Source organism: Pseudonocardia zijingensis (genome assembly GCF_042657305.1).
In the GTDB taxonomy this organism is placed as follows: Bacteria; Actinomycetota; Actinomycetes; order Mycobacteriales; family Pseudonocardiaceae; genus Pseudonocardia; species Pseudonocardia zijingensis.
Genome location: NZ_JBHSKO010000016.1, coordinates 28,592 through 41,578, shown reverse-complemented (window position 1 = coordinate 41,578; position 12,987 = coordinate 28,592). Strand labels below are relative to the sequence as shown.

The following is a 12,987-nucleotide window of genomic DNA, read 5'->3' as shown; positions in this document are numbered from 1 at the left end:
GCAGCTGTGGAACCGAGCCGAGCCGCGCGCCTGTCGCGGCCGCGGGACCAGGACGAGCAGCGCTCCACTGCTGCCGCGACAGCGCGGATGTGCGCCTCGCCCCTCGTGATCGTTCCGAGCAGAGCGTTGTCGCCCTTCCGGGGACGACGACGCGGAACTCGGAACGATCAACGCGGCGCGGTGCGCTCGACCTGGCCGACCCGTACCTCTCTAGCTCTCCCCCCTACTGCGGCGTGCGGCTCGGAAGGATCAACGCCCCTTCCGGCCGGACGCCGCGCCCGGACCGCACAGATGTGCGGTTCGCCTGGATTGCGTGATCCACCCGAACCGGGTGTGACGTGCGACTCGACGGGGTCGGCGAAGTTCTCGATCTCGATGCCGCCCGGGTGGTGATTCTGCCTTCTACCTCAAGTAGAATGGGCTTCGTGCCGACTCTGGGTGAGCTCGAACGCGCCGTGATGGAGACCCTCTGGTCGGCTTCTGCACCCGTCACGGCCCGAGACGTACAGGACGCGCTGGCGGGGCGCGACCTCGCCACCACCACCGTGCTCACCGTCCTCGGGCGGCTGGAGCGCAAGGGCCTGGTCACCCGGGAGCGGGAGGGCCGCGCCCACCGCTACCGCGCCGTCGCGAGCCGCGAGGACCACGTCGCCGAGCTGATGCGCGACGCCCTCGACGCCGCGCCCGACCGCGGTGCGGCGCTCGCCCGGTTCCTCGGCTCGATCCCCGAGGCCGAACGCGCTGCGCTGCGGGATCTGCTCGACTGACATCCTTGATGCATGGAGTGCGCCGCACTGGGGCTGCTGGCGCTCGGCGTGCTGCTCGCCGAGCCGGTGAGCCGCACGCTGGCACGCGCGCACTGGCCGGCCCGCGACCCGGTGGGTGCCCTGCTCGTCTGGCAGGCGGTCGGCCTGGCCGGCGGGCTCGCCCTGCTGGGTTCCGGAGTCGTGTACGGCCTCGCGCCGCTCGGCCCGTCACTGCCGGACGCGGCGTACAACGCGGCGGCCACGCTGGCGGACGGGCGGTTGCCGGAGCTCGGGGTCACGCACGTCCTGGCGCTGGTCGCGGCGCTGGCGCTGGCGTTGCGACTGGTCGGGGTGCTCGTCGCGATCACGGTGCGGACGCTGCGCGCCCGTAGGCGCCACCGCGACCTGCTCGACCTGCTCGCCACCCCGTGGCCGGACGTGCCGCACGCCCAGGTGCTGGACCACTCCGTGCCCGTCGCGTACTGCCTGCCGGGGCTGCGGTCGCGGCTCGTGCTCTCCGCGGGCGTGCTGGACGCGCTCGACCCGCCCGCGGTGAAGGCCGTGCTCGCCCACGAGCAGGCGCACCTGCGGGAGCGCCACGACCTGGTGGTGCTGCCGTTCGTCGCCTGGGGGGCCACGGCGCCGTTCGTGCGCGGGATGGTGTGCGCGCAGGTCGCGGTGGCGGCTCTGGTGGAGATGCGCGCCGACGACGTGGCGTCGGCGGCGGTCACGCCGAAGCAGCTCACGGGCGCGCTGCGCACGGTCGGTGGCGCCGCCCCGGCCGCCGCGCTCAGCTCCTTCACCGATGCGCTCGACAGGCGGCTGCTGCGGATCACCCGCCCGCCGGCGCCGTTGCCGGCGGCGGTGCGGCTGCTGGTGCGGCTGGCCGCGGTCGGGCTCGTCGCGATCCCCACCTGGCTGCTCCTGCTGCCCTGATCAGGTGCGCAGGGGTGCGCTCGCCTCCCGCAGCTGGGCCAGCGACTCCGCCCACGACCGCACGAGCCCGGTCTCGTGGTACGGCACCCCGATCTCGGCGCAGTACTCGCGCACGAGCTGCCGCGACCGGCGCAGGTTCGGCGTGGGCATGCTGGGGAAGAGGTGGTGCTCGATCTGGTGGTTCAGCCCGCCCATCGCCACGTGGACCAGCCCGTCGGTGAACCGCCCGCCCGCCACGTTGCGGGAGGTGAGCACCTGCTTGCGCAGGAAGTCCATGGACTCGGTGGGCATCTCCATGCCCTTGTGGTTCGGGGCGAAGATCGAGCCGAGGTAGACGCCGAAGAGGCCCTGGTGCACGGCGAAGAACGCCAGCGCGAGCCCGGGCGGCAGCACCGCCAGCAGCGCGGCGAGGTAGCCGACCGCGTGGACGGCCAGCAGCGCGAGCTCCAGCCCGCGCCGGCGCACCCTGGCCCCCTTCGCCCCGAGCAGACCCTGCAGGCTCGCCCGCCGCAGGTCGATGCCGGCGAGCGTGAGCAGCGGGAAGAACAGGACGGCCTGGTGGCGGTTGAGGAACCGGTTCACGCCGCGGCTCGCCTGCGCCTGCTCGCCGGTCCAGGCGAGCGCGCCCGCTTCGACGTCCGGGTCGAGGCCCTCGTGGTTCGGGTTGGCGTGGTGCCTGGTGTGCTTGTCCATCCACCAGCCGTACGACATGCCGATGCCGAGGTTGCCGAGGATCCGGCCCGCCACCGCCGAGGGCCGGCGGGTGCGGAAGACCTGGCGGTGGGCCACGTCGTGGGCGAGCAGGGCGATCTGGCCGTACAGGACGGCGGCGGCCGCGGCCACCGCCAGCTGCCACGGCGAGTCGCCGACCAGGACGAACGCGGTGGCCGTGGCTGCGGCGAACAGCCCCACGAGCAGGAATCGGGCCACGTAGTAGCCGGGTCGGCGGCGCATCAGGCCCGCCGCGGCCACCCGCGCGGAGAGGCGGGCGAAGTCGGTCCCGGCGGCGCCGGGCGGGGGATCGGTGATCGTGCTGCTGGTCATGAACCGACCCTGCGGGAACGGCGCCGTGATGATGAGCCGGTGAGCCCCCGGGTGCAGGTGGGGTTCGCCCCCGGTCGGGTGATCAACTCACAGCGTGGTCACAGCGACCGTTTGCGAACGTGGGGTTCCCCCTGCACGACCCCCCGGAGGCGCACGATGTCGATCTCGCTGCACACCGGTATCCGCACCGCCGCCGTCAGCACCGCCTGGACGGTGTGGGACGTCCCGTTCCAGCTGGTGGTCACCGACCCCTGGGCGATGCACCACGCGCGGCTGGAGGTCACCGACCTCATCGGCGGGCTCGTCGAGGCCGTCGACCGGCGCCTCCCCGCCGCGCGCCGCGAGGAGCGGCTGCTGCAGCTGCTCGGCGGCGATCGCGAGCCCGCACCCCGCCCGTTCCCCTACGGCATCGCGTCGGCCCCGGCCGGCGCCGACGCCCACCGCCCGGCGCCCGCGCCGTGGCAGCAGGCCTTCACCGCGGCTGCCCGCGCCCGCCACGGCTGGACCGTGGCGGCCGGCCCCGCCGCGCCCGCGCTGATCGCTCAGCGCTGCGCCGAGATCGTGGCCGAGTCGTACTCCTGCGGCGTGCTCGTGGCGTTCGGCGACCACGTCGCCACCTCCGGGCTGGCGCCCGTCGGCGGGTGGCGCGTGGCGCTGCGCGACGCCCCGGACGCGGCGTCCGAGCTGGTGGCGATCGACGGCGGCGCGATCTCGTCGGTGAGCTGTGTGCGCCCGGGCCGGCCCGAGCGGCTGCAGCCGCTGGTGGTGGCGGGCACCGGTCGCGAGGTCGTGCCCGCGTGGCGCTCGGTCACGGTGGCCGCTGCCGACGCCGCCGCGGCCGGTGCGGCCTGCACCGGGGCCCTGCTGCGGGGTGTCGCGGCGCCCGCGTGGCTGGAGGCGCTCGGGCTCCCGGCCCGGCTCGTCGACGCCCAGGGTGTGCCGCACGCCGCGGGCGAGTGGCCCGCGGCGGCCTGACGGTCAGGCGGGCACGGGCTCCTCGACGGCCACCCGGTCGGGACCGCCGAGCAGCAGCACCGTGAGGCCGGCCAGCGGGAGCACGACGAGCACGCCGAGCGCCCCCGCCACACCGATGACCCCGGCCAGACCGCCGACGAGGGCGGCCCCGACGCTCGCGCCGGTGAGGAACAGCAGCGTGGCGATGCCCAGCGCCACCCCGCGCTGATCCGCACGCACTGCGGCGCCCACGGAGGACAGCATCGCGGGCTGCCCGATGCCGAAGGCGCAGTTGACGAGCAGCACGGCCGCCACGAGCAGCGCCGGGGACTGCAGGAGCGCACCCGTGGCGGCCACGAGGAGCGCGATCACCGCGGTGGGGCAGGCCACCGCGAGCGTGCGCCGCGGTCCGATCCGCCCCAGCAGCCTGCTGGCGACCACGGGGGAGAGGAATCCGATGATGGCGCCCGGCACCAGCAGGGTGCCGGTGTCGAGCGGGCTCCAGCCCCAGGACGCGGCAGCGAGCGGCACCCCGAGCAGCAGGGCGAACCAGCTGGCCGGCACGGCGGCCGCGGCGAACGCGCTGCGCAGCACCGTGGTGTTCGTGACGATCTCGCGGGGCAGGAACCCGTGGGGACGCAGGCGCACGCGCAGCGCCAGGAGCGGGGCGCCCACCACGAGCAGGACCGCGCCTACGCTCGCCGTCACCACCCCGGACGACGGCGACTGCAGCAGCAGCACCATCCCCGACGCGGCGAACGCGACGAGCAGGGCGCCGATGCCGTCGACGCGCTCGCCGGTGCCCTCGGTGGGGGAGACCCGCCACAGCGGCACGATCGCGAGCGCGCCCAGCACGGGCAGCGCGACGGCCAGGCGCCAGCCGCCGAGCGCCTCGAGCCCGCCGCCCACCAGCGGGCCGAGCGAGCCCAGGGTGGCCGCGACGCCCGCGATGCGCCCGAGCGCGGCGCCCCGGGCGGCGCCGCTCCAGCGCGCGCTGACCAGCGCCGTGGCGAGCACGGGGATGGCCGCCGCGCCGGCACCCTGCAGCACGCGGGCCACCATCAGCACCGCGAACGACGGGGCGAGCGCCGAGGCCAGCGCTCCGAGCGCCAGCGCGCCGATGCCGAGCACGAGGGGCCACCGGATCCCGACCATGTCGGCGATCCGGCCGTACGCCGGGGTGGCCACGGCGAGCGCCACCGTGTAGCCGCTGATCATCCACGCCGAGGTGGCGGCGTCGACCTGGAGCTCACCTGCGAGCTCCGGCAACGTCACCGTGACGGCCGACGTGGACATGCCGGCGAGACCGAACAGGAGACCGAGCAAGGCGGCTGACCGCCCGGGAGATCGCACGTGGTGGTGGAACGACCTCGCGATCGGCAGAATTCCCGGATCAGGGTGTGAGCACGACCTTCCCCGCGGTGCGCCGTTCCTCCAGTGCGCGGTGCGCCGCGGCGGCGTCGGCGAGCGGGAACGGCGGGTGGACCAGCGGGACCAGGCGCCCCGCGGCGGCCTCGGCGAGCGCGCGGGTCTCCAGTCCGCGCAGGCCGCCGTAGCGCTTCACCATCCGCGGGCCCGTGATCCACACCACCGAGAGCGACCCGGCGGCGATGTCGGCGCTCGCGAACGGGGTGACCGCGCCGGAGGTCCAGCCGAACATGACGATCCGCCCGCCGGTGTCGAGCATCTCGAAGCCGGCGCGCCCGACCTCGCCGCCCACGCCGTCGAGCAGCACGGTGGGCTTGCGCCCGTCGAGCGCGGCGCGCACGCGCTCGTCCCACCCGGGCTCGCGGTAGTCGACGGCGACGTCGGCGCCGAGCTCCTGCACCTGCCGCACCTTGTCCGGGCCACCGGCCAGCCCCACGACCACGGCGCCCGCCCCGCGGGCGGCCTGCACGAACAGGCTCCCCAGCCCGCCCGCCGCCGACGGCACGAGCACGACGTCGTCCTCCGCGATCTCGGCGGCGTCCAGGATCCCGACCGCGGTCCGCCCCGTCCCGATCATCGCGACGGCCGCCTCCGCGGTGAGCGACTCCGGGATCTCGTGCAGCGAGGTCTGCGCCGCCACGACGAGGGAGGCGTAGCCGCCGCTCGCCATGCCGAGGTGGGCCACCACGCGCTTGCCCGTCCAGCCCGGGGCCGCGCCGGGCCCGGTGGCCACCACCCGCCCCGCGACCTCCCGGCCTGGCGTCATCGGCAGCGTGGGCAGCGGGAACGGGCCGCCCGCCTCCCCGGCCCGGATCGCGGTGTCCACGAGATGCACGCCGGCCGCCGCTACCTCGACGAGCACCTGCCCCTCGCCCGGTACCGGGTCGGGGACCTCCTCGTACCGCAGGGTCTCGGCCGGCCCGAACTCGTACTGCCGGATCGCCTTCACGTCGTGTCTCCTCGCTGGTGTCGACCTCGTCGCCGGGACGTTAAGACCTGAAGTCAGCTCGAGGTCAACGGAAACGGGATGGCGGAACGGCCGGGGGCCGGGCGTAACGTTGATTACGTGCCTTCTGGATTCCCCCGCACCCTGGGCGCGCTGCGCGCGTCCGGCCACGAGCTCCGTGGTGTCAAGGACGAGATCCGCTCCAACCTGCTCACCGCGCTCCGGGAGGGGCGCGACCCGTGGCCCGGCATCGTCGGGTTCGAGTCCACCGTGCTCCCGCAGCTGGAGCGCGCGCTGATCGCCGGGCACGACGTCGTGCTGCTCGGCGAGCGCGGCCAGGGCAAGACCCGCCTGCTGCGCACCCTGGCCGGCCTGCTCGACGAGTGGACGCCCGTGATCGAGGGCTCCGAGCTCGGCGAGCACCCCTACGACCCGATCACCCCCGCCTCCCGGCGCCGCGCCGCGGAGCTGGGCGACGAGCTGCCGGTGGCGTGGCGCCACCGCGACGAGCGCTACACCGAGAAGCTCGCCACCCCCGACACCGCCGTCGCCGACCTCATCGGCGACGTCGACCCCGTCAAGGTCGCCGAGGGCCGCTCCCTGGGCGACCCCGAGACCATCCACTACGGTCTGGTGCCCCGCGCCCACCGCGGCATCGTCACCATCAACGAGCTGCCCGACCTGGCCGAACGCATCCAGGTGGCGCTGCTCAACGTCATGGAGGAGCGCGACATCCAGGTGCGCGGCTACACGCTGCGGCTCCCCCTGGACGTGCTGCTCGTCGCCAGCGCCAACCCCGAGGACTACACCAACCGCGGGCGGATCATCACCCCGCTCAAGGACCGGTTCGGCGCCGAGGTGCGCACCCACTACCCGCTCGAGCTCTCCGACGAGATCGCGCTGGTGCAGCAGGAGGCCCACCTCGCGGCCGACGTGCCGCGCCACCTCGTCGAGGTGGTGGCCCGGTTCACGCGGTCGCTGCGCGAGTCGAGCGCGGTCGACCAGGGCTCGGGCGTCTCGGCCCGGTTCGCCGTTGCCGCCGCCGAGACGGTGGCGGCGGCCGCGCTGCGCCGCGCCGCGATCACCGGCGAGGAGCGCCCGTTCGCGCGTCCGATCGACCTGGAATCGGTACCTGCCGTGCTGCGCGGCAAGCTCGAGTTCGCCTCCGGTGAGGAGGGGCGCGAGATGGAGCACCTCGAGCACCTGCTGCGGCGCGCCACCGCCGACACCGCCCGCGCCCGCCTGCGCGGCATCGACCTGAACGCCCTGGCCGAGGCCGTGGCCGAGTCCCCGGTGCGCACCGGGGAGCGGGTGCCCGCGGTCGAGGTGGTGGCGGCGCTCCCGGCCGTCGAGGAGCTCACCGAGGTCGCCAAGCGGCTCGACGCGGGCGGCACCGAGGACCCCGGCCCGATGGCCAGCGCCGCCGAGCTCGCGCTCGAGCTGCTCTACCTGACCCGCCGCCTCACGAAGTCGGAGTCCGACGACGACAAGGTGATCTACGAGTGAGAGGGGCGCGCCATGGCACGACGTAGCCGGCGCTACGCCTACGGTCCCTACGTCGACGGACCCGACCCGCTCGCCCCGCCCGTCGACATCAGGGCGGCGCTCGACGAGATCGGCCGCGACGTCATGGAGGGCTCCTCCCCGCGCACGGCCCTGCAGGAGCTGCTGCGCCGCGGCACCCGGGAGCGCCGCGGGCTCGACGAGCTCACCCGCGAGGTCTGGCAGCGCCGCAGCAGGCTCCAACGGGAGAACCGGCTCGACGGCACGCTGCAGGAGGTCCGCGAGCTGCTGCAGCGCGCACTCGACGCCGAGCGCGATCTCCTGGGCCGCCAGGACACCGACGACGCCCGGTTCCGCGAGATGCAGCTCGACGCGCTCCCGTCCGACACCGGCGGGGCCGTCCGGGAGCTCTCGGAGTACGACTGGCAGTCCTCCGACGCCCGGGAGGCCTACGAGGAGATCCGCGACCTGCTCGGCCGGGAGATGCTCGACCAGCGCTTCCAGGGCATGAAGCAGGCGATGGAGAACGCCACCCCGGAGGACGTCGAGCGGATCCGCGAGATGCTCGACGACCTCAACGACCTGCTCGCCGAGCACGCGCAGGGGCAGGACACCCAGGAGCAGTTCGGCGAGTTCATGCGCAAGCACGGGGAGTTCTTCCCGGAGAACCCGCAGAACACCGAGGAGCTGGTCGACCTGCTCGCCCAGCGGGCGGCCGCTGCGCAGCGGATGCTCAACTCGATGTCGGCCGAGCAGCGCCAGCAGCTGATGGAACTGTCGCAGCAGGCCTTCGGCGACCCGCGGCTCGCGCAGGCGCTCGCCCAGCTCGACTCCCACCTGCAGGGTATGCGGCCCGGCGAGGACTGGGAGGGTCAGGGGCGCTTCCGCGGCGACAACCCGCTCGGCATGGGTGAGGCCACCCGCGCCATGGAGCAGCTGGGGCAGCTCGATGCCCTCGCCGAGCAGCTGTCGCAGAGCTACCCGGGCGCCCGCATGGAGGACATCGACGTCGACGCGCTCGGCGAGCACCTGGGCGAGCAGGCCCGCGTCGACGCCCGCGCGCTGGCCGAGCTCCAGCGCGAGCTGGAGCGCCAGGGCCTGTTCGAACGGGCCCCGGACGGGTCGCTGCAGCTGTCGCCCAAGGCGCTGCGCCGCCTCGGCGAGTCGGCGCTGCGCGACGTCGTCGACAAGATCGGCGCGCGGCGCGGCGAGCGCGAGGACCGCCGCTCCGGCCCCGCGGGTGAGGCCACCGGAGCCACCCGGCCGTGGGCGTTCGGCGACACCGAGGCGTGGAGCGTGCCGCGCACGCTGCTCAACGCCCAGCTGCGCCGGGCAGGCGGCGACGACCGCCGCCTCGACGTCACCGACGTGGAGATCGTGGAGACCGAGCAGCGCTCCCGTGCCGCGGTCGCGCTGCTCGTCGACACCTCGTGGTCGATGGTGCAGGACGGGCGCTGGGTACCGATGAAGCGCACCGCGCTCGCGCTGCACCAGCTGATCACCACCCGCTTCCGCGGCGACGACCTCAAGCTGGTGACGTTCGGCCGGCACGCGCGGTCGGTGGAGCTGGGGGAGCTGGTCGGCCTGGAGGGCGTGTGGGAGCAGGGCACAAACCTGCACCACGCGCTGTTGCTGGCGGGCGACCACCTCCGGCGCAACCCGGACGCCCAGCCGGTGGTGCTCGTCGTCACCGACGGCGAGCCGACGGCCCACCTCGAACCCGACGGCGAGGCGGTGTTCGACTGGCCACCCAGCCCGGAGACCCTGCGGGCCACCATCGGAGCACTGGACAAGCTGACGAGCCTGCGGCCGTCGATCACGTTCTTCATGCTCGGCGACGACCCGCGCCTCGCGATGTTCGTCGACGACGTGGCGCGGCGCTGCGGCGGGCGGGTCGTGGCCCCCACCCTCGACGGACTGGGCGCTGAGGTGGTGAGCGACTACATCCGCGCCCGGAAGCGCTGAGGCGCTGTCACGGGGGCATGATCACGGCTTTGGCGCAGATACGGGCGAAATCGACCCGGGAATGCGCCAACTCTCTGATCATGGGTGCCTTGAGGCTCAGATTGCCATCCCGGTCGTCGATCAAGGGGAAATGGTCGCTAGATGATCTTCAGGAGCGACCCTTTTCCCCTTGATCGCCGCGGCCCAGTCCTCCCATGGAGACAGCCTCCTGGTGGCGCCGCGCGCCAGGTCAGGCAGGCCCCTGGCCTGCCCGCGAAGCCTGCCCTAGGGGCGGCCCCGGTCAGTCCGGCAGCGGTGCCGGCGCCGCCGGCACACCAGCGCGGTAGACCCCGCGCACCCTGAGCTGATCGTCGAGCACCACCAGGTCGGCGCGCCGGCCGGGTGCGATCGTCCCGACGTCGGCGAGCCCGAGCGCGCGGGCGGGGCTGCCCGCGGTGAGGGCGACGGCCCGGCGCAGCGCGTCGGCCCGGGACCCTCCGGCGTGCCGCACGACGTTCGCGAAGAGGGCGTCCGTGGTGGCCGTGCTGCCGGCGATGGCGCCCACGCCGCCGTCGGTGCCCGAGGCGATCCGCGCCACCCCGTCGGCCACGGTCACCCGCATCGCGCCGAGGTGGTACTCGCCGTCCGGCATGCCCGCGGCAGCCATCGCGTCGGTCACGGCCGCCACCCGGTCGGCCCCGGCGCTGCGCACCACGTGCTCCCACAGCGCGGGGTGCACGTGCAGCCCGTCGGTCACCAGCTCGACCGTGACCCGCGGGTCCTCCAGCAGCGCCACGGCCGGGCCCGGTTCGCGGTGGTGCACCGGGGCCATCGCGTTGAACAGGTGGGTGCCGACCCGGGCGCCGGCGTCGATCGCTTCGCGGGTGAGCGCGTAGCTGGCGTCGGTGTGGCCGAGCGCGGCCACGGCCCCGGCGTCGACGATGCGGCGCACCGCGGCCAGCCCGCCGTCGCGTTCCGGGGCCAGCGTGACCATCCGGACGGCGCCGTCCCCGACCCGCAGCAGCCGCTCGAGTTCTGCCGGCTCGGGGTCGCGCAGCTGCCGCGGATCGTGTGCCCCGCAGCGGGCGGCGGCGAGCCACGGCCCCTCGAGGTGCACGCCGGCGAGCTCCCCGTCGACCACCAGCTCGGCCAGGGCCTCGACGGTCTTCAGCAGCTCGTCGTGGCCGGCGGCCACGAGGCTCGCGACCATCGTGGTGCTGCCGTGCGCGCGGTGGAACCGGACCGCCCGCAGCGCGGCGTCGGCGTCGCCGTCCGGGAAGGCGGCGCCCGCACCGCCGTGCACGTGCATGTCGACGAACCCGGGGACGAGCAGGCACTCCCCGAGATCGACGTCGGCGGGCCGCGGCGGCGGGCCCGACCCGGTGGCGGCGATCCGGTCGCCGTCGACCTCCACCCAGCCGGGCCCGACCGGGAGATCGTCGGCGACGAGCGTGCCAGCGGCGAGGATCACAGGGTCTCCGTGATCTTCGACAGCCCGCGCGGGGCGTCCGGGTCACCCCCGCGCGCGACGGCCACGTGCAGCGCGAGCAGCTGGAACGGCAGGATCTCCAGCAGCGGGGACAGCTCGTCCGGGGCGCCGTCGGGCAGCGCGAAACCGACGGCTGCGTCGGCCACCGCCGCCGGGTGGCCCACGCAGCACACGTCGGCGTTGCGCTCCGCGAGCCGGGGGAGCACGTCGCCCATCGCCTCGCCGCCCACACCAGAGGCCACGACGGCCAGCACCGGCACCTGGGGGTCGACCAGCGCGAGCGGGCCGTGCAGCAGGTCGGCGCCGGAGAACGCCTGCGCCGATACGTAGGAGGTCTCCATCAGCTTCAGCGCGGCCTCACGCGCGGTGGGGTAGGAGTAGCCCCGGGCGGTGGTGAGCATCCGCTGCGCGAACCGGTAGCGCTGCGCGAGCGCGACGACCTCGGCGTCGCGGGCGAGCACAGCGTCGCCCAGGTCCGGCAGCGCGGCCGCCGCATCGCGCCCGTCGACGCCCCGCACCTTCTCGAGCAGCAGGTAGAGCGCCAGCAGCTGGGCCGTGTAGGACTTCGTGGCCGCCACCGAGCGCTCCGGGCCCGCGAGCACGTCGACGTGCGCGTGCGCCGTCTGCGCCAGCGTCGACGACGCGTCGTTGGTGACGGCCACGGTGAGCGCGCCCTGCTCGCCGGCCACCGCGAGGGAGCGGACGAGGTCGGGGGAGCCGCCGGACTGGCTGACCCCGATCATCAGCACGTCCCGCAGGTCCGGTCGCGCGCCGTAAGCGGTCATCGTCGAGGGGGAGACGAGCCCGGCGGGCAGGCCGTGGCGGATCTCCACGAGGTACTTCGCGTAGAGCGCCGCGTGGTCGCTGGTGCCGCGGGCGACGAACAGCACCGCGCGCGGCCGCCTGCTGCGGATCAGCGCGGCCGCCCCGTCGATCCCGGCCGCGTCGCCGTGGGCGAGCAGGCTGCGCCAGACGGCGGGCTGCTCGCCGATCTCGGCGGCCATGAGGTGGCCGGGCCGGGCGGTCAGTGCAGGCGTCACGGGGTCTCCAGCATCTCCGGTTCGAGTGCGGCCGCGAGGCGCAGGGCGCCGACGGCCGGGGCGTGGGTGAGCAGGTGCACGTCGACGTCGCCGAGCCGGTCGCGCACGGCCTGCTGCAGGAGCGGCTGGTGCACGGCGAACCCACCGCCGAGCACCACGGGGCCGGGCAGGTCCAGCCTGCCGAGCACCCGCGTGGCCAGCGCGGCGAGCGCGTCGGCGGCCCCGTCGACGATCGCGGTGGCGGCCGGGTCGCCCTGCGCCGCCCGCTCGACGACGACGGCGGCGCGCTCCGCCCAGTATCGCCGGTCCTGCGTGGTGTAGACGAAGTCGATCAGCTCGGTGCGGTCGGCGAGGCCGCAGTCGGCCACCAGGGCGGTGGTGAGCGGGTCGGCGGGGACGCCCGCGTCCATCCGGTCCAGGGCGTGGCGGACCGCGTCGATCGCCACGCGGTAGCCGCTGCCCTCGTCGCCCAGCAGGTGGCCCCATCCGCCGGCGCGCGCCTCGGTGCCGTCGGCGCGCCGCCCCCACGCCACCGAGCCGGTGCCCGCGATCAGGGAGACACCGGCGTCGATGCCCTCGGCGGCGAGGACGAGCCGGGCGTCGTGCACCACGCTCACCCGCGCACCCGGCACGCGTTCGGTGATGATTCGCGTGAGGGTGGCGATCGACTCGGTGCCGTCGGCACCCGCCGCCCCGACGCAGACCGTGGCGACCCCGCGGGTGTCCAGCCGGGTGAACAGCGCGTCGAGCTGGCGGGCGGCCTCGGCCGCTCCCACCGCGGCGAGGTTGGCGCTGCCCGCCACCGCCTCGGCGACCGGTTCGCCGTCGACCGCGCGGATCCCGTGGGTCTTGGAGCCGCCGATGTCGACTCCGATGACGGTCTGCACCCGCACCCTCGCAGAAATAGACGTTTGGTCTAGATGACTTGCCTCAGGTTGTCACGGGGCTCGACCTCGG

General features: G+C 75.0%; 11 protein-coding genes. 5 read left to right on the top strand and 6 right to left on the bottom strand.

The features are described from left to right. Positions 1-416: 416 nt before the first annotated feature. Complete coding sequence (locus ACFPL3_RS26730; protein WP_379589701.1) at positions 417-767, top strand: BlaI/MecI/CopY family transcriptional regulator; 351 nt, start codon at positions 417-419, stop codon at positions 765-767. Between the two features lie 12 nt (positions 768-779). Then, entirely contained in the window at positions 780-1,682 is a 903-nt protein-coding gene (locus tag ACFPL3_RS26725; RefSeq protein WP_343941095.1) for a M56 family metallopeptidase, read from the top strand. Here the strand turns inward: ACFPL3_RS26725 and ACFPL3_RS26720 are convergent, their stop codons facing one another. Further along, complete coding sequence (locus ACFPL3_RS26720; RefSeq protein WP_343941094.1) at positions 1,683-2,726, bottom strand: fatty acid desaturase family protein; 1,044 nt, start codon at positions 2,724-2,726, stop codon at positions 1,683-1,685. 156 nt (positions 2,727-2,882) lie between these two features. Here ACFPL3_RS26720 and ACFPL3_RS26715 point away from each other — a divergent pair, with 156 nt between their 5' ends. After that, positions 2,883-3,701, top strand: coding sequence for an FAD:protein FMN transferase (locus ACFPL3_RS26715; protein WP_379589700.1), 819 nt, complete (start codon positions 2,883-2,885; stop codon positions 3,699-3,701). A 3-nt stretch (positions 3,702-3,704) separates the two neighbouring features. Here the strand turns inward: ACFPL3_RS26715 and ACFPL3_RS26710 are convergent, their stop codons facing one another. Both ACFPL3_RS26710 and ACFPL3_RS26705 read right to left on the bottom strand, forming a co-directional pair. After that, the gene (locus ACFPL3_RS26710; RefSeq protein WP_379589699.1) at positions 3,705-5,033 is read right to left on the bottom strand and encodes an MFS transporter; all 1,329 of its coding nucleotides are present in this window, start codon (positions 5,031-5,033) and stop codon (positions 3,705-3,707) included. A 40-nt stretch (positions 5,034-5,073) separates the two neighbouring features. After that, positions 5,074-6,057: a zinc-binding dehydrogenase gene (locus ACFPL3_RS26705; RefSeq protein ID WP_343942645.1), complete on the bottom strand. Its 984-nt coding sequence runs from the start codon at positions 6,055-6,057 to the stop codon at positions 5,074-5,076. Between the two features lie 117 nt (positions 6,058-6,174). Here ACFPL3_RS26705 and ACFPL3_RS26700 point away from each other — a divergent pair, with 117 nt between their 5' ends. Together ACFPL3_RS26700 and ACFPL3_RS26695 are read left to right on the top strand one after the other, a co-directional pair. Next, positions 6,175-7,560, top strand: coding sequence for an ATP-binding protein (locus tag ACFPL3_RS26700; RefSeq protein ID WP_379589698.1), 1,386 nt, complete (start codon positions 6,175-6,177; stop codon positions 7,558-7,560). Between the two features lie 12 nt (positions 7,561-7,572). After that, entirely contained in the window at positions 7,573-9,522 is a 1,950-nt protein-coding gene (locus ACFPL3_RS26695) for a VWA domain-containing protein (RefSeq protein ID WP_343942643.1), read from the top strand. A 280-nt stretch (positions 9,523-9,802) separates the two neighbouring features. On the opposite strand, the gene ACFPL3_RS26690 is transcribed toward ACFPL3_RS26695, so the two are convergent. The 3 genes from ACFPL3_RS26690 to ACFPL3_RS26680 are packed head-to-tail and all read right to left on the bottom strand — an operon-like array spanning position 9,803 to position 12,917. Beyond that, positions 9,803-10,972: an N-acetylglucosamine-6-phosphate deacetylase gene (locus tag ACFPL3_RS26690; RefSeq protein WP_343942642.1), complete on the bottom strand. Its 1,170-nt coding sequence runs from the start codon at positions 10,970-10,972 to the stop codon at positions 9,803-9,805. Then, positions 10,969-11,994 carry an SIS domain-containing protein gene (locus tag ACFPL3_RS26685; protein WP_343942651.1) on the bottom strand — a complete coding sequence of 342 codons (1,026 nt, stop codon included), beginning with the start codon at positions 11,992-11,994 and terminating at the stop codon, positions 10,969-10,971. Before ACFPL3_RS26685 ends, ACFPL3_RS26690 begins: the two co-directional genes overlap by 4 nt. A 32-nt stretch (positions 11,995-12,026) precedes the next feature. Then, positions 12,027-12,917 (bottom strand): N-acetylglucosamine kinase, encoded by an 891-nt coding sequence (locus tag ACFPL3_RS26680; RefSeq protein ID WP_343942641.1) that lies wholly within the window; start codon positions 12,915-12,917, stop codon positions 12,027-12,029. Positions 12,918-12,987: the final 70 nt, after the last annotated feature.

Bases quoted from the DNA above. Each gene is read 5' to 3' on its own strand.
- ACFPL3_RS26695 (WP_343942643.1), top strand. From the start codon at position 7,573: ATGGCACGACGTAGCCGGCGCTACGCCTACGGTCCCTACGTCGACGGA.
- ACFPL3_RS26720 (WP_343941094.1), bottom strand. From the start codon at position 2,726: ATGACCAGCAGCACGATCACCGATCCCCCGCCCGGCGCCGCCGGGACC.
- ACFPL3_RS26685 (WP_343942651.1), bottom strand. From the start codon at position 11,994: ATGGCCGCCGAGATCGGCGAGCAGCCCGCCGTCTGGCGCAGCCTGCTC.
- ACFPL3_RS26725 (WP_343941095.1), top strand. From the start codon at position 780: ATGGAGTGCGCCGCACTGGGGCTGCTGGCGCTCGGCGTGCTGCTCGCC.
- ACFPL3_RS26730 (WP_379589701.1), top strand. From the start codon at position 417: ATGGGCTTCGTGCCGACTCTGGGTGAGCTCGAACGCGCCGTGATGGAG.
- ACFPL3_RS26715 (WP_379589700.1), top strand. From the start codon at position 2,883: ATGTCGATCTCGCTGCACACCGGTATCCGCACCGCCGCCGTCAGCACC.